We start from the raw sequence: 15,305 nt of genomic DNA on the forward strand, positions 1-15,305 counted from the left end.
TATTTTCTCCGAGCAAATGGTCTCCTATTCGTTGCGCTATCCGATGAAACGAAGCGTCACGTATAACCCGAGCAGGGTAAAGAGCAAAGTAGGCACCGTCAGCACGATCCCTGTCCGAAAGTATTGCCCCCATGTGATCTTCACATCTTTGCGTCCTAGCACATGCAGCCAAAGCAAGGTCGCAAGCGAGCCAATCGGTGTTATTTTGGGCCCCAGGTCACTCCCGATGATATTGGCATAGATCATTGCTTCTCTGAGTACCCCTTCTGCATGTGTTCCTGTAATCGCAAGGGCATTGAACATGACGGTCGGCAGATTGTTCATTAGCGAAGAAAGCACCGCTGCAATAAAGCCTGTCCCGATCGTCGTAGCCAGGAGGCCATCCTCCACCAGCGTATCGAGCATCATCCTGACCAGATCAGTCAGCCTCGCATTATGCACACCCCAGACAACCACATACATCCCGATAGAAAAAATGACGACCACCCATGGCGCTTCTTTCATGATTCGCCGCATCTGGATGACCTTGCTGGTCCGCGCAGCCAGACAAAAAATCGCTGCGGCCCCAGTAATAATGAACGAAACAGGTGTATGAATTGACTCACTGATAAAAAAGCCAACCAAAAGCACGCCAAGAATCAGCCAGGACAGGCGGAACAAGCCCTGATCCCGAATCGCTTCATGCGGCTGCTTCAATTGGGTCAGATCAACTCGTTTAGGAATGTCCTTGCGAAAATAAAGAAACAGGACCAGTAAGCTACCAACCACAGAAAACAAATTCGGCAGGACCATGCGCGCTGCATACTTAGCGAACCCGATGTCAAAGTAGTCGGCAGAGACGATATTGACCAAATTACTGACCACAAAAGGCAAGGAGCTCGTATCAGCAATAAAGCCGCTCGCCATCACGAACGCAAGCACCATACGTGTATCTAGCTTCAGCGCCCGAACCTGCGCCAGCACAATCGGGGTCAAGATCAAGGCTGTGCCATCATTGGTGAACAAGGCCGAGACGACTGTTCCGAGCAAAATGACATAGACAAACATCAGCCGCCCATCTCCATTGGACAGTCGCGCCATGTGCAGGGCCGACCATTCAAAAAAGCCGATCTCGTCCATAATAAGAGAAATAATAATAATACCGATCAGCGCAAAGGTCGCATTCCAGACGATCGACGTTACCTCTGCTACATCTGTCATTGTCACGACACCAGTGAGCAGCGCCAAGATGGCCCCACCTACCGCCGGATAGCCAATCGACAACCCACGCGGCTGCCAGATGACAAGCGTTAGCGTGACCACAAAAATGAACAAGGAAATCCAAACCACTGTACCTTTCACCTCACTATTAGAAACCCTGTCGAAAAAAAGAAAAAGAGCAGACCATGATGGTCGCTCTTTTTACCATACTACAATAAAGAATTATCCGAAACGTCCGGTAATGTAATCTTCTGTCCTTTTGTCACATGGGTTTTGGAAAACTACTGGGGTGTTGTCAAACTCCACAAGCTCCCCGTTCAGGAAGAAGGCGGTCTTGTCGGAGATACGCGCTGCCTGCTGCATGTTATGCGTCACGATCACAATCGTATAAATGCTTTTAAGCTCCTCTAGCAGCTCCTCGATTTTTGCAGTCGAAATCGGGTCCAACGCAGAGGTTGGTTCATCCATCAACAAAATTTGCGGCTGAACCGCCAAGGCACGAGCAATGCAAAGACGCTGCTGCTGTCCGCCTGACAATCCCGTAGCTGGCTTTTTCAGCACATCCTTGACCTCATCCCAGAGGGCTGCTGCCTTGAGGCTTGTCTCTACAATCTCGTCCAGCTTGTGTCGATCCATCAGGCCGTGCAATTTCGGGCCGTATGTCACGTTGTCATAAATGCTTTTCGGAAACGGATTCGGATGCTGAAAAACCATCCCGATGTTTTTACGCAGCCTTTCCACTTCTACATTGTAGCTATAAATATCCTCATCAAAGACTTTCACAGATCCTGTGATCTTTGTATTAGGAACGGAATCATTCATTCGATTCAACGTCCGCAAAAAGGTGGATTTCCCACAGCCCGATGGCCCAATCAAAGCAGTAATGGAATGGGAATCTACGTCTAAATTTATATCATAGAGGGCTTGCTTATTTCCGTAAAAGAGGTTTAACTCTCGCACCGAAATAACGCTCATAGGGTCCTCGCTCCTTTTCTTTGTTGCAACATTCTTCACCCCATCACTATAGCGTCAGAATGTTGTGCTTCTATGTGATGTTTATTAAGTTTCCATAAAGATTTCGAGCTAGGTAAAGTTATGGTAAATGTTGCAGACAAATCATATACGCCCCCTCTGGCAAAACCTACAATAAAGCTGAACGTTTTGTCAAATAAGGGGAGAGCACTTGATGCTGAGAAAAAAAAGTACATTAGGCAACTCGTCATTTCATTATCGTTCTATTTTTACTAGGCTATTTTTTGGAATCATGACAATGGTTATCGGGATGATGGCAATTACGGCCTTTTTTATCAGTTCCCAATCTGAGGCCATGCTTAATGAAAAAACAAAACAACAACTGCAGGATGCATCCGGCGCAGCCCTGCAAGAGGTAGACAGCCGGGTAAAGACAATCGTCACTGCCTTACAATCGTATGCTTCTACATACAAGAATGGCAAAATAACGAACGGTCAATCGTTTGGCATTTTTTCCGAAATCGTAGCAAGCAATCCTACTATTTCTGAATTACAGGTAGCAACCAACGACGGACGCTTCGTCACTTTTCCCGGATCTCCGCTCGATAGCGAATACGATCCCAGAAAAACAGATTGGTACAAGGGAGCCTTTGACAAACCAACAACCTACGTTTCTGATGTCTTCCAATTTTCACAGACTGAATTTCCGAAAATAGCAATCTCGATTGCCTTGCGAAACGAAGATGAGGAGTCTGTTGGTGTCGTTGTCGCTTTTGTCTCTGTGCCAAAGCTGAGTGAATCGATCGGTCAAATCAAGCTAGGGGAAACTGGCTACGCCATGATTGTCGATCAAACCGGGAAGCTCGTGGCCCATCCAGATCAAAACTACGCCCTGCAGCGTCCAGGACTGTATCAGCTGCCAGTCGTGCAGCATGTGCTATCCGGTCAGACTGGCGTGCAAGAAATGCTCATGAATGGTACGAACTACTTTGCCGCCTATCGCTTCGACGACTCTCTCCGCTGGGGAATTATCGTCGTCCAATCGGTCCTCGAAGTAAAACAAGTAGTGAATCGACTGCAGCTGACGATCCTGGCCGTCTCGTTGATTGGCCTTTGTGCACTGGCCCTGCTTTTGTACTTATTCGTCCGTAAAATCGTTCAGCCTATCAAGGAAGTTCAACAGAAAATGGCTGCGTTCAGCGAAGGCGATCTATTTTTAACGATGCATGTAAAAAGCAATGATGAAATTCGGCAGCTGGCTGACAGCTTCAATCGAATGAGTGGGCAAATCCGCACCATTATCGGGAAAATTCAGTACGTCATCTCCGACGTCAAGGAAGTCGCCCAGCATGTCGGAAAAAGCTCACGCCATTCTCATGCCATGCAGACTGAGGTCGTCTCTGTCACAGAAAAGCTGTCGATGGAGATGGATCAGCAGCAAGTACAAATCGATACCATTCACTCCATCATGGAAAGCATTACAAACGAAATGTCGGAGATCAACGACTCTATGCAAACAGCCGTAATCAAAAATCAGGAGTCGCGCGAGCAAAGTGCGAAAGCAGCTCTATCCATCGATCACTTAAAGGAAAACATGCAAAAAATTTCAGAAGACATGCGAGCATCGCTTCACGCCATGTCCTCCATGAAGGAAAGCATGAATGACATCAGGGAAATTCTTGATTTGATATCATCTATCTCAAAAAGAACCAAGCTCTTATCGTTTAACGCACGTATCGAAGCTTCAAGAGCGGGACAGGCGGGACTCGGCTTTGGAATCGTCGCAGACGAGATTCGCCAGCTGTCCGAGCAAACAGAAGAGGCAACAACCCGTATTCAACAAGCTCTCAAAGCCGGCGAGCATCGCATGGCTAACGTCTCGGAATGCTTGGAAACAACAGATCACACTACTGTCGATGGAATTAACACGCTTCACGAAGCTACCGATATTTTCACCAAGACCGTACAGATCAGTGAAATCCTCACAACTCAGTTTGAATCCATCGGCCAGCTGTCAGAATGGATTTACGGCCAAAGCAGGACCATTCAGGAGCGAGTCGACAGTCTCGCCCTATCGGCTACAGAGGTCGTCTCAGGAACCCAGCAAGCGGTCGCAGCCAATCAGGAAAGCCTCTCCCTCTCAGAGCAGTTCTTGCACGACTCAGAGCGTCTGACAGGGATCGTTGAAGACCTGGAACAGGAAATACGCTTCTTCCGCACAATCGAAAAGCCCTCCGCGTAGAGGGCTTTTCCTTTTCAAAAACAATTTCAAACGCAAAACCCCCTCCGACAGCAGCTTTAGCACTGCAAGGAAGGGGTTTGTCTCATCCGAATCGGCCGCTAATATAGGCCTCTGTCTTTTCATTTGCCGGAGAAGTAAAGATTTTGGACGTTTGATCCATCTCCACTAGCTCACCTAACAAAAAGAACGCCGTTTTTTCAGAGATGCGTGCTGCTTGATGCAAATTGTGCGTCACAATAACGATGGTGTACTCTTCCTTGAGCTGCATCACCAGCTCTTCGATTTTCATCGTAGAGATCGGATCAAGTGCAGAAGCTGGCTCATCCAAAAGTAAAATCGTCGGCTGCATGGCGATGGCGCGTGCGATGCAAAGGCGCTGCTGCTGTCCTCCTGAGAGCGACAGAGCTGAATCACGCAAACGGTCCTTGACCTCATCCCACAGCGCAGCCTTGCGCAAGCTGTTTTCTACCAATTCATCCAAGGCGCGTCTATCAGTCAAGCCATGGAATCTAGGCGCAAACGCGATGTTTTCGTAAATCGATTTGAAGAATGGATTGGCACGCTGAAAGACCATTCCGACGACTTGACGCAAGCCCTCGATGTTTACCTGCTCACTCGTAATGTCGATGCCATCAACTACAATCGAGCCTGTTACACGGCAAGACGGGACAAGATCATTCATGCGGTTCAAGCTTCTGAGCAGCGTTGATTTGCCACAACCAGACGGTCCAATAAAGGCCGTGACGGAATTTCGTTCGATGTCCATGTTAATACTGTTAACTGCGCGTTTTTCCCCGTAAAAAACCGAAACATCCCTTGTCTGAATGATCGTATCTTTCATCGCGTCTTGCACTGTATCTTGCATTGTGAGTACGGACATGCTTACCACCTCTTCCTAGTTTGATCCTGACGTCATCTTCTTGTACACCCATGTACCAAACCAACGGGCCGAGACGTTAAAGAGCAAAACAGCAATAATGAGTACGGCGGCTGCTCCATCCGCAACATCGCGTGCATCTGGCGTCAATCCTTCGCTGTTCACCTTCCAGATGTGGACAGCCAGTGTCTCAGCTGGACGGAACGGATTGAGCGGCGAAGTAGGACTGTTTAATGTGAAATCGGTGAAGTTCAGGTTTGGCGAAGACATACCCGCTGTAAACAGCAGCGCTGCCGCCTCACCAAAAACACGTCCCGATGCGAGAATTGCTCCTGTAATAATACCAGGCAAAGCTGCTGGCAAAATGACGGAGACGATGGTCCGCCATTTGGTGATGCCCAGTGCCAGGCTCGCTTCCTTTTGGCTGCGTGGTACGTTGCGCAGCGCATCCTCTGTAACGCGAACCAATAGCGGTAAATTAAACACTGTCAGGGCAAGTGCACCCGAGAACAGGGTGTATCCCCATCCAGTCATATTTACGAATACCAGCAAGCCAAACAAACCGACAACAATCGAAGGAAGGGAAGACAATACTTCTATACTCATCCGGATAAACTGTGTGAACTTGTTGTCCGGCGCATATTCAGCCATATAAATACCTGCACCAATGCCAAGCGGCAAGGCGATTAGCATCGTTAGAACAAGCAGGTACAAAGAGTTAAACAGCTGTGGTCCGATCCCGCCGCCTGCATTGACGATATCAGGTGGTGACGTCAGAAAGTCCAGATTTAGCTTGTGCCACCCCTGCGACAAAATAAAGCCGAGAAGCCCTACCAGTGTACCGATAATCAAAACGGCAATCAGTGTCAAAATAATCGTAGCAGCGCGGTCCATTACTCTCGCTTTCATCTATTTCACCATCCTTTTTCTGCCCAAGATGCGCAAAATCATGATGAAGATGAAGGACATGAGCAATAGCAACAAAGCCATCGACCAAAGCGCGTTATTGTATGGGGTGCCTTGAATCGTATTCCCCATGTTGAGCGTAATTCCGCTCGTCAGCGTACTGATTGGGTCCAATATGCTACCTGGCAGCTTGGTTGTATTACCGATAACCATCTGTACCGCCAAGGCCTCACCAAAAGCGCGTGCCATCCCCAAAACAATCGCGGTTAAACAGCCTGGAAGCGAGGAATGCAAAACTACATTCCAAATCGTTTGCCAGCGTGTAGCACCCAAAGCCAGTGATGCATTGCGCAAATCCTGAGGCACTGCCTGAATCGCATCGGTAGCCACACTCGTGATCGTTGGCAAAATCATCAGAGCCAGTACAAGACCCCCAGCCAACAAGCTAAAGCCTAAAACATCAAACTGCTCACGAATAAAAGGAACAAGCAGGGTAAGTCCTACGTAGCCGTATACGACTGATGGAATTCCCACCAACAGCTCGATCACCGGCTTCAATACTTTTTTACCGAAGTTCGGGAAAATCTCTGTCATGAAAATCGCAGCACCAATGCCAAGTGGAGCAGCAATCAGTGCAGCCAATGCTGTAACTAAAAATGAACCAAGAATAAAGGGAAATACACCGTATACAGACGGCTCACCCTCTGGATCCCATTTAAGCTCTGTTAAAAATTCTGTGATGCTGACCCCGTTCACAAAGAACGTGGACAGTCCTTTGGATGCAATGAAATAGGTGATGGACAAAACAACTACGACCAGCAAGGCCGCACAGACCAATGCTATAGTTCTACCTGTCAGATTCTCTGTAAACTGACGCTTATTGTACGTCAGCATTTTTCGCGCAATCATGGATTGCCGTTCTGTCTTTGACCCATAGGTACGATGGTTCATGTTCTCCCTCCCGGAAAGAAAACGACTTAACGTAAGAAAACTTCTTGTACTAGCAAATAATTATTTACATCTTTACAAGCAAAATGAGGGGTAAGCGCCCCCCCACCCCTCTATCTTGCTTCAACTGCTTTGAATATTTATTTTTGTGTTACTTTTCCTTCTGCGTCGCGCTCTACTTTCATGTCAGTAATAGGCAGGAAGCCGAGCTCAGTGATTGTTTTCTTTTGTACTTCTTCAGTCAGGATGAACTCCAGGAATGCTTTCGCGCTGCCAGTAGCTTCACCTTTCGTGTACATATGCTCATATGCCCAAACTGGGTATTTGTTTGTTGTGATATTTTCTGCATTTGCTTCTACGCCATCCAATTTCAGTGCTTTAACAGTATCGTTGAAGTAGGACAGAGCGAGGTATCCGATTGCACCTGGTGTTTCAGCAATAATTTTGCGAACTGTACCCGAGGAATCCTCTGTGATACCTTCTGCTTCTTCTTTTCCATCCAATGCGAATTTGCTGAATGTTGCACGAGTACCGGAAGATTTTGGACGGTTTACGAGCGTGATTTTCATATCATCGCCGCCAACCTCTTTCCAGTTTGTGATTTTCCCTGTGAAGATGTCGATCAGCTGTTGTTTTGTGAGATCGTCTACTTTTACTTTTGGACTTACTGCTGCTGCCATACCTACAACAGCTACTTTATGGTCAACCAACTCGTTTGCTGGAATTCCTTTTTTCTCTTCTGCAAAAATGTCGGAGTTACCGATCGTTGCAGCACCGCTTGCTACTTGGCTAAGACCAGTACCGCTTCCTCCGCCTTGTACTTGAATTTGAACGCCCTCATTTTTTGCCATGAAGTCTTTAGCTGTTTGTTCTACGAGAGGTTGCAACGCGGTAGAACCTACTGCTGTAATTGGCTCACTAGAAGCTGCTGGCTTGTTTGCCTCTGGTGCTGGCGTAGATGGTGCTGGTGTTGTTGTTGCTGGTTGTTGCGCTGGTGCAGGGGCAGCATTATTGCTTCCACAACCTGCGAGCAAAGCTCCTACAAAAGTCAGCGCCATAAACATTTTGCTGAGTTTTTTCATTTGATGAAAATCCTCCTTAAAAGGGTCGGTTTTTTTCTCTCTTACAAGTACAAACTATACAGGTCGAATGTTGTTGTATTGTGTTGCCATTGTTAAGCTTTCTTAAAGATGAGAGCAAAGTCGTATGAAATGGACTTACTGTGGAGATACTTTGCCTACTCTTTATACGAGGTGATCATGCGTGAATAAACTGGCCTTAATTCTTGTCATTATTGGTGCTTTAAACTGGGGGCTTATCGGGCTCTTCCAATTTGATTTGGTCGCAACCCTCTTTGGTGGGGCCGACTCTCTCATGAGTCGAATCGTCTATACGCTAGTCGGTTTGGCGGGGATTTACGCCATCAAGTTCTTGGTTGGTGACAGAGAACGAGCCTGACCTGATCACGAAAACAAAAAAACGGCCCTTCCTGAGTGGTTCAGGACGTGCCGTTTTTTCTATACGAGCTTATTTGACGCTATCACGTGTAAATGGTTCAGTGATCTCTACGTGACCCATCAGCGATTCTGTCTTTTTCCCGTCTTCCAAGATCACAATCTTTTGTACTTCTGCATATTGGAAAAAGGTTTTCAGCAGCGCCGAAAGTGCCATACCTTCGCCACTAGCTCCGAGATTATACTGGTTTTTACTGTCTGCATCAATGGTCAACGTCCCTTTGTCAAATGCCACGGAATGATAGTGGAAGTCTTTCCAAAGCGGAAAATGCTCCTCTGTCTTCTGGGGCTTTTCTAGCATCGAGAGCGTTTTTTTGTACTTTTCGATGTCCTCGGCAAACGTTATTTCCTGCTCTTCCTTTTGCAAATCCATCAAATCGGCATCCGAATAGTAAACGGAAATGTTTTGCTTCGTCAGCTTCGGCTCAGGTGTCGATGGAGTCGAGCCAGACGGCTGTTCTACCGGAGTCGTTGGCTGCGGCGCTGGAGCCGCTTTTTGCCCACAACCAGCCATGAGCACCATGGCAAGAGCTGCCATCCAGATCATACGACTTTTTTTCATCGGAATAAACCTCCCTTACTGATACGACTGATAGTATTCGCGGATCGCCGCTACAAGCGCTTGGGCAATTTTGTCCTGGAAAGCAGGGTTCGTCAGCTGTGCGTTTTCTGCCGGATTGGATAGGAAGCCTGTTTCCGTCAGAACGGCTGGCATATGCGTGTTTTTAATCACGTAAAAGCCGCTTGCCTTGACACCGCGATCCTGGAATTTTGTCGCGCCTTGCAGATGTTTATGTACGACTTCCGCAAAAGTTTTACTGTTAGCATTATAGTAGAAGGTTTCTGTACCGCCCGCCTTCGCACTTGGTGCTGCATTTGCGTGAATCGACAGGAACAAATCAGCCTCTCGATCGTTCGCGATAGCTGCGCGCTCTGACAGCTCATAAAAGACATCTGTTGTGCGAACTGGTACCACTTGAAACTCTGGGTACTGCTTCAAGAGCTCAACAACCTTATTGGCTACGGCCAAATTATAATCCTTTTCATGGTTGCCTGCAGTACCTAATGTACCTGGGTCTTTACCACCGTGACCCGCGTCGATCACAATCAGGTACCCGGTTTTCTTCGGCTTCGGTGTCAGCTTGACCTCAATGCCGTCCTCTGTATTAACCAGGCTGTATTGGCTTTTTTGATTCAGTTCAATGACGACACGAACAGTATCAGGTGAAGCACTGTATTGGCTAAAACGCAGCGCCGAGATCAGTGGTTCATCTTGCTGTACATCTGCTTTTGCTGCCTGCTCGTCCGAAGAATAGGACTCTTCCGTATCCTCATCCATGTCCTCATCCTCGTCGTCTTGCGAGGCCCGCTGCACCTCTTCTGTCTCACCGATGCTTCCGATGTTGCTGTTCTGCTCGCTCAAGAGATCCACGAGCTTGTCATCCAAGGAGGTTTGCGGCAAGTCCAGTACAATGCGATGTGGACCTGTCAGCACAAATGCTTGAGCCTGGACTGGCATCGACGTCTTAATACTCACACGATCTCCATCCATCGATAAATCCTTCAGATGATTCAATCGATCGATCTCAACCATGTTCTTTTTTTTATTCCAACTAAACGAGCCTCCAAGCTCACTTTCGATTTGCTCTAATGGAAGAACCAATTGGTCGTCAATCGTCATACCACGTTCGGGTCTTTTCCAGGCAAATCCTTTTTGTCCGACTTGTTCTGCTACTGCCTGTGCCGATACATACATCGCGCTTGACACTTGGTACGTCTTGATCGCTTGCGAAGGGGCATGTCCATTCAACAGAACCTGCGGCGTTTCGTTTGCGATTACAGTACGGCTGCTGTTATCCCAGCCCACTGTCACACCTAGAGATTCTCCGACAAAGCGCAGCGGCAATAACATGCGCTGCTTGGCGATGACAGGTGCCGTATCAAGAGTCACCTGCTTGCCGTTCACCACTGCTTTTTTTGAATCCAGCGTGAGAGAAAGCTGCTGTGCTCCCCGCGTAATGACGGCTGTTCGGGATTTTTCGTTCCATGCAACCTCAGCCCCGAGACCTTCCGCGATCACACGAACAGGAACCAATGTACGTCCATTTTTGATGACTGGCGGCACATCAGGCTCAGTAGCTTGTCCACCGATCATCAGCTTGACGGCTTCCTCGTTCGCTGCCTTTGCAGCTGTTGCCCAACCGGGGATCAGCAGCAGGACTAGCATCGCTAGAAGTAACGGGTACAATCGTCTTTTCATCCTGTCCTCCTCCGTTGATGTCTGTTTTGTTTTTTGGCCATATGCAATTGTGCAACGTTCACCATTTTATTAGACGCATCATGACCTGTAAAGTTTGTAGTCTTTTGGTACCAAATCTGTCGAAATAGAAAAAAGTGCCGATTGCCGGCACTTTCGTCTACTTTTTTTAAAAAATTATTCCAATTCTCTTTCCTCAAAATCATAATCGACAGGCTTTGGAGCAACGTGCGCTTTTTTCAATGCTGGGGTATCAGGACGTGCGATTTGATAAACAGCTGCTCCTACGATCTCAGCTACTTCCTGAAGCTTGTCCTTGCTTATTTTATCGATGCTGTCTTCCGGTGAATGGTACCAAGGCTCTACCGGTGCATGGATAAACAGTGCTATAGGAATTCCCGCCTCGGCAAAGGGAACATGGTCGCTTCGCCCTTCTCTACCATAGTTTACAGTCTCAGACGAACGTGATCCGGCCGCTGCCCCCAAGTCTGTGACCACATTTTTCTCCCCGTCTACTGTATACATGATCAATTTTCCGGCATCCTTACTACCAACCATGTCCATCTGGAACATGCCCACCGTATTTTCGACTTCTTCTTCCGACATTGATTCTACGTAGGCATAGGAGCCGAGAAGTCCATTCTCTTCTGCTCCAAATGTAATGAAGCGAATTTCCGTATCTGTCGGCATATTTGCCATAACACGAGCCAGCTCAAGTGTTGTCGCTGTACCAGAAGCATCGTCGTTAGCACCAGGTGCTCCTTCTACCGAGTCGTGATGAGCACCGACTATGATGATTTGCCCATTATCTTTGTTTTTATCCGGTTTTTTAGTGGCGATGACGTTATAAGATGTACTTTCCTTCGTCTTTGCACCTTCTACGGTGACTGTTGCGGTCAGCGCTTCACCATTTTGCAATCGGTACAAAAGTTCCTCACCTTGCGACTTCGTAAGCGCCAAAACTGGAACATAGCTGTCATCTGGCCCCCCAAGTGTCCCGTTAATGGTACCGGAGCTATTATTGAAGATAACGACAGCTTTTGCCCCTGCCTCTGCCGCATTTTTCACTTTATCCGCAAAAGAGATCTCCCCGCGCTTGATCAGCGCGATTTTGCCATCCAGGTCCACATCGTCCAGATCGTTCTCTCTTCCCAACCCCGCATATACGATTTCGTCAGTCACGCTGCCGTTCACTCCATAGGTAAAGGAGCCCAGCTCCCAGTCCGTATCTTCAAAACCGCTAACGGAAAAAGAAAAATCGGTCGGTCCTGAATAACTGTAAAACTCAAATGGCTGCCGTTCTGTATCATACCCATATGATTGAAACTTCTTTTCTATATATGTAACAGCATCATGCTCAGATTTTGTTCCGGCTACTCTAGGTTCCTCTGATAATTCCTTGACCATATTGTAGATGTTGTCTACTTTTATTCTTTTGACGATCTTGTTGTCAAATGCACTGCTCGATGGATGTGGTGCAGCGTAAGCAGTTATTCCGAACGTCAAACTCGCCACAAGGCAGAAAGGAATTACCGTTTTTTTCAACATGCTTGTCCTCCTCATAATTAAGAAGTATATATTCATAAATAATTATGTGGAAGATCAATTTTTTGTATAGTGAGAAAAGTCTGATATTAATATCCATCAAAAGATATAGATCTCTTCTCCAGAAAAAAAGAGGCGTTTCCTTAATTGAACGCCTCCATGACTTGCTACCGAAACAATCCACGCCTCTCTCTCCTGCTTACCTGCTCAACAGTTCCCGATCCCTTCAGCATATTTAATCCGCCACTCGCAACAAACTGCTGGATCATCGACAGCACAGCTGGATTAGACAGGACCTTGATCGAATCCGCCACTTTAGGGTTCTTTAATTGGGGGATCGCCCCGCTGAGGTGTGGCAATAGTGGAAGTAGATCTTCGAGCGAAAAGGCAGGCTTTGCTTTTTCCGGCACAGTTTGTACCGGCGGGCGACGGCGAGCTCCAAACAGTATGCCTCGCCTTGGCTCGATTACCGGTCTTGCTTTGAGCCGTCCGAGCGTATCCTTCATATCTTGTAGTTCTTGACGCACCTGGTTCATCTCGCGCATCATCTGTGCATTGTTCAAGTTGTTAGCGTCTGTAAGCTTGTTCATTGATTCAATCAGATGATTCTGAGAGCCGGTCAGCTTATGCTTCCTTTTTGCTTTGGCAGCGATAGTCCCACCTCCCTCCTGTTAACCTGACTTTTGTCCCTTATTTAAAGCGTTTCTTGATGTTGTTCAAATCTTTCGCATCGATGCCTTTCTTGGACAGCTTATTCATTAAACTGCCGACGTTTTCCGTTTTCGACATCTGCCGAAACTGTGCGACATAGCCGTTTAATTCTTTATCCGTGAAATTTTTCCCTACCTTTTTGCCCATATCACGAATGACATCCTTTAAACCAGCATCTGTTTTCAGCTTATCCTTAGGAATCGACTTTACAATGCTCAGCAATTTGCCAAGATCCACAGTTATCCCTCCTGATCACAGTTTGTTCCCTTTCACTCTATGTCAGGAGTCGCTTAGTGGATTGGTCATTTGTCCAGCATTGTGCAAAAAAAGAAGAGAGGCACACAAAGCGCCTCTCCCCTTTTTGATAGCATTTCTAAATTACTTGATGTCAGCGTATTTGTAGTCTACGGCACCCAAACCATCGATGATTACGCCGTCAACCTTGTCGTTTTTAACCCAAGATTGAGTGTAGTAGTAGATTGGCATGATCGGCATTTCATCCATCAGGATTTGCTCAGCTTCAGCCAGGATAGCCTTACGTTTTTCCAGATCTGGTTCCAGAGCGGATTGGTTCAAGAGTTCTTTGTACTTCGGATTTTCCCAACGAGTATCGTTGTTTCCGCCGTCTTTATCCTTGAACATTTCCAGGAAGTTGATTGGATCGTTGAAGTCACCCAACCAGCCTGCACGCGCTACCTGGTATTTACCTTGATGCACGTCATCCAGGTATACTTTCCACTCTTTGTTCTCCAATTTCACGTCTACGCCGAGGTTTTTCTTCCATTGGTCTTGGATTGCTTCAGCAATCTTTTTGTGACCTTCGGAAGTGTTATAGGAAAGAGTGATTGCTGGGAATTTGCTGATGCCAGCCTCTCTCATACCCTCTTCGAGCATTTTCTTAGCAGCTTCAAGGTCTTTGTCTTTGAAGTAGCCATCTTTGTTCAGTGCCATGCTCATTGGTACATAACCGGTTGCAGGCAGCTGACCAGCTTGCAGGATGTTGTCGATCAGGCCTTGGCGATCAATCGCGTAAGCAAATGCTTTACGGATTTTCGCGTTGTTGAACGGTGCTTTTTCCGTGTTGAAACGGTAGAAGTAAGTACCCGCGATTGGTTGAGTTGTCATTTTTCCGGATTCTTTCAAAGCCGGGATCGCGTCAGTTGGCAGAGCGGAAGTCGGAGAACCTGCCCAATCCAGCTCACCATTTTCAAACATGGACAGCTCAGTATTCTCGTCTTCTACCATGGAGAACTCGATTTTGTCCAGTTTCACATTGTCTTTATCCCAGTAGTTGTCGTTTTTCACAACAATCAGCTTGCTCTTGTGCTCCCATGTTTCCATTTTGAATGGACCGTTACCAACGATGGTTTTCGCATCCGTTGCCCATTTTTCGTTGCCTTCAACTACTTTTTGGTTAACTGGGAAGTATGTTTTGAATGCAACCAGCTCCAAGAAGAACGGAGTTGGGTTGTTCAGTTCAACTTCCAAAGTTTTGTCGTCAACTGCTTTTACGCCAACGTCTTCTACTTTACCAGTGCCTTTGTTGTATGCTTCTGCACCTTTCACATAGTACAGCTGGTATGCGTAGTTGGAAGCTGTTTTCGGATCCAATGCGCGTTTCCAAGCAAATTCGAAGTCTTTAGCGGTTACAGCGTCGCCGTTGCTCCATTTGTTGTCGCGGATTTTGAATGTATATTTTTTACCGTCTTCAGAGACAGTGTAGCTCTCAGCTGCTGCTTCATGTACTTTGTTGTCTTTGCCAACGCGAGTCAGACCTTCGAAGGTAGCTGTGATGATTGTGCCGGAAGTAGTATCTTCCGCAATACCTGGGTCAGCTGTTGGTGGCTCAGAGTGCAGGTTCAGTTTCAATACTTTTGGACCAGCTGCATTTTCAGTTGTAGCTCCTTGAGATGCATTGTTGTCTGCTGGTTTAGCTGCTTCATTACCCGCGCCACCACAACCTGCGAGGGCTGCACCAAGGACGAGGATAGAACTCATTGCTACGAAAACATTCTTTTTCATACAAGTAATCCCCCTTTTCTAAATCTTTTTTCAATATACATGCTTTTATATTATTTTTAAACATGTTTTAGATTGATTTAATAAATTTTTATTTATTTATAAAGATTGTTA

14 protein-coding genes are annotated in these 15,305 nt (G+C 46.9%); 2 read left to right on the forward strand and 12 right to left on the reverse strand.

Features of this window, described 5'->3' with window-relative positions; genetic code table 11:
• Nucleotides 1–36 precede the first annotated feature (36 nt).
• Nucleotides 37–1,329, reverse strand: a complete 1,293-nt coding sequence (locus C3B52_RS19375) for an arsenic transporter (protein WP_103108049.1) — start codon at nt 1,327–1,329, stop codon at nt 37–39.
• Nucleotides 1,330–1,422: 93 nt separating this feature from the next.
• The gene (gene pstB, locus C3B52_RS19380) at nt 1,423–2,175 is read right to left on the reverse strand and encodes a phosphate ABC transporter ATP-binding protein PstB (RefSeq protein WP_103108050.1); all 753 of its coding nucleotides are present in this window, start codon (nt 2,173–2,175) and stop codon (nt 1,423–1,425) included.
• Nucleotides 2,176–2,386: 211 nt separating this feature from the next.
• Here pstB (C3B52_RS19380) and C3B52_RS19385 point away from each other — a divergent pair, with 211 nt between their 5' ends.
• Nucleotides 2,387–4,414 (forward strand): methyl-accepting chemotaxis protein, encoded by a 2,028-nt coding sequence (locus C3B52_RS19385; RefSeq protein ID WP_103108051.1) that lies wholly within the window; start codon nt 2,387–2,389, stop codon nt 4,412–4,414.
• 82 nt (nt 4,415–4,496) lie between these two features.
• On the opposite strand, the gene pstB (C3B52_RS19390) is transcribed toward C3B52_RS19385, so the two are convergent.
• The 4 genes from pstB (C3B52_RS19390) to C3B52_RS19405 form a co-directional block, all read right to left on the reverse strand.
• Entirely contained in the window at nt 4,497–5,294 is a 798-nt protein-coding gene (pstB, locus tag C3B52_RS19390; protein ID WP_103108052.1) for a phosphate ABC transporter ATP-binding protein PstB, read from the reverse strand.
• 15 nt (nt 5,295–5,309) lie between these two features.
• Complete coding sequence (gene pstA, locus C3B52_RS19395) at nt 5,310–6,200, reverse strand: phosphate ABC transporter permease PstA (protein ID WP_103108053.1); 891 nt, start codon at nt 6,198–6,200, stop codon at nt 5,310–5,312.
• A complete protein-coding gene (gene pstC / locus C3B52_RS19400; protein WP_103108054.1) occupies nt 6,201–7,148 on the reverse strand; it encodes a phosphate ABC transporter permease subunit PstC in 948 nt (315 codons plus the stop codon).
• A 137-nt stretch (nt 7,149–7,285) separates the two neighbouring features.
• Nucleotides 7,286–8,227: a phosphate ABC transporter substrate-binding protein gene (locus C3B52_RS19405; protein WP_103108055.1), complete on the reverse strand. Its 942-nt coding sequence runs from the start codon at nt 8,225–8,227 to the stop codon at nt 7,286–7,288.
• A gap of 181 nt (nt 8,228–8,408) precedes the next feature.
• Here C3B52_RS19405 and C3B52_RS19410 point away from each other — a divergent pair, with 181 nt between their 5' ends.
• On the forward strand, nt 8,409–8,603 hold the full coding sequence (locus C3B52_RS19410; protein ID WP_103108056.1) for a DUF378 domain-containing protein: 195 nt from the start codon (nt 8,409–8,411) through the stop codon (nt 8,601–8,603).
• 69 nt (nt 8,604–8,672) lie between these two features.
• Here the strand turns inward: C3B52_RS19410 and C3B52_RS19415 are convergent, their stop codons facing one another.
• The 6 genes from C3B52_RS19415 to C3B52_RS19440 all read right to left on the reverse strand — a co-directional run bounded on the left by C3B52_RS19415 (nt 8,673) and on the right by C3B52_RS19440 (nt 15,194).
• Nucleotides 8,673–9,221 (reverse strand): GerMN domain-containing protein, encoded by a 549-nt coding sequence (locus C3B52_RS19415; RefSeq protein ID WP_103108057.1) that lies wholly within the window; start codon nt 9,219–9,221, stop codon nt 8,673–8,675.
• A 15-nt stretch (nt 9,222–9,236) separates the two neighbouring features.
• Nucleotides 9,237–10,919, reverse strand: a complete 1,683-nt coding sequence (locus C3B52_RS19420; RefSeq protein ID WP_103108058.1) for an N-acetylmuramoyl-L-alanine amidase family protein — start codon at nt 10,917–10,919, stop codon at nt 9,237–9,239.
• Between the two features lie 174 nt (nt 10,920–11,093).
• On the reverse strand, nt 11,094–12,464 hold the full coding sequence (locus C3B52_RS19425; protein ID WP_103108059.1) for a M28 family peptidase: 1,371 nt from the start codon (nt 12,462–12,464) through the stop codon (nt 11,094–11,096).
• Between the two features lie 164 nt (nt 12,465–12,628).
• Complete coding sequence (locus tag C3B52_RS19430) at nt 12,629–13,051, reverse strand: hypothetical protein (protein ID WP_103108060.1); 423 nt, start codon at nt 13,049–13,051, stop codon at nt 12,629–12,631.
• Nucleotides 13,052–13,151: 100 nt separating this feature from the next.
• The gene (locus C3B52_RS19435; RefSeq protein ID WP_103108061.1) at nt 13,152–13,409 is read right to left on the reverse strand and encodes a hypothetical protein; all 258 of its coding nucleotides are present in this window, start codon (nt 13,407–13,409) and stop codon (nt 13,152–13,154) included.
• A gap of 141 nt (nt 13,410–13,550) precedes the next feature.
• Nucleotides 13,551–15,194 (reverse strand): peptide ABC transporter substrate-binding protein, encoded by a 1,644-nt coding sequence (locus C3B52_RS19440; RefSeq protein ID WP_103108062.1) that lies wholly within the window; start codon nt 15,192–15,194, stop codon nt 13,551–13,553.
• Nucleotides 15,195–15,305: the final 111 nt, after the last annotated feature.

This window comes from Brevibacillus reuszeri, assembly GCF_002897295.1.
GTDB classification, from domain to species: domain Bacteria; phylum Bacillota; class Bacilli; order Brevibacillales; family Brevibacillaceae; genus Brevibacillus; species Brevibacillus reuszeri_A.

What these genes read in the sequence shown, in the direction of transcription:
- pstB (WP_103108050.1), bottom strand. Translation starts at nt 2,175, where the DNA reads ATGAGCGTTATTTCGGTGCGAGAGTTAAACCTCTTTTACGGAAATAAG.
- C3B52_RS19385 (WP_103108051.1), top strand. Translation starts at nt 2,387, where the DNA reads ATGCTGAGAAAAAAAAGTACATTAGGCAACTCGTCATTTCATTATCGT.
- pstB (WP_103108052.1), bottom strand. Translation starts at nt 5,294, where the DNA reads ATGTCCGTACTCACAATGCAAGATACAGTGCAAGACGCGATGAAAGAT.
- pstA (WP_103108053.1), bottom strand. Translation starts at nt 6,200, where the DNA reads ATGAAAGCGAGAGTAATGGACCGCGCTGCTACGATTATTTTGACACTG.
- pstC (WP_103108054.1), bottom strand. Translation starts at nt 7,148, where the DNA reads ATGAACCATCGTACCTATGGGTCAAAGACAGAACGGCAATCCATGATT.
- C3B52_RS19405 (WP_103108055.1), bottom strand. Translation starts at nt 8,227, where the DNA reads ATGAAAAAACTCAGCAAAATGTTTATGGCGCTGACTTTTGTAGGAGCT.
- C3B52_RS19415 (WP_103108057.1), bottom strand. Translation starts at nt 9,221, where the DNA reads ATGAAAAAAAGTCGTATGATCTGGATGGCAGCTCTTGCCATGGTGCTC.
- C3B52_RS19420 (WP_103108058.1), bottom strand. Translation starts at nt 10,919, where the DNA reads ATGAAAAGACGATTGTACCCGTTACTTCTAGCGATGCTAGTCCTGCTG.
- C3B52_RS19425 (WP_103108059.1), bottom strand. Translation starts at nt 12,464, where the DNA reads ATGTTGAAAAAAACGGTAATTCCTTTCTGCCTTGTGGCGAGTTTGACG.
- C3B52_RS19430 (WP_103108060.1), bottom strand. Translation starts at nt 13,051, where the DNA reads ATGAACAAGCTTACAGACGCTAACAACTTGAACAATGCACAGATGATG.
- C3B52_RS19440 (WP_103108062.1), bottom strand. Translation starts at nt 15,194, where the DNA reads ATGAAAAAGAATGTTTTCGTAGCAATGAGTTCTATCCTCGTCCTTGGT.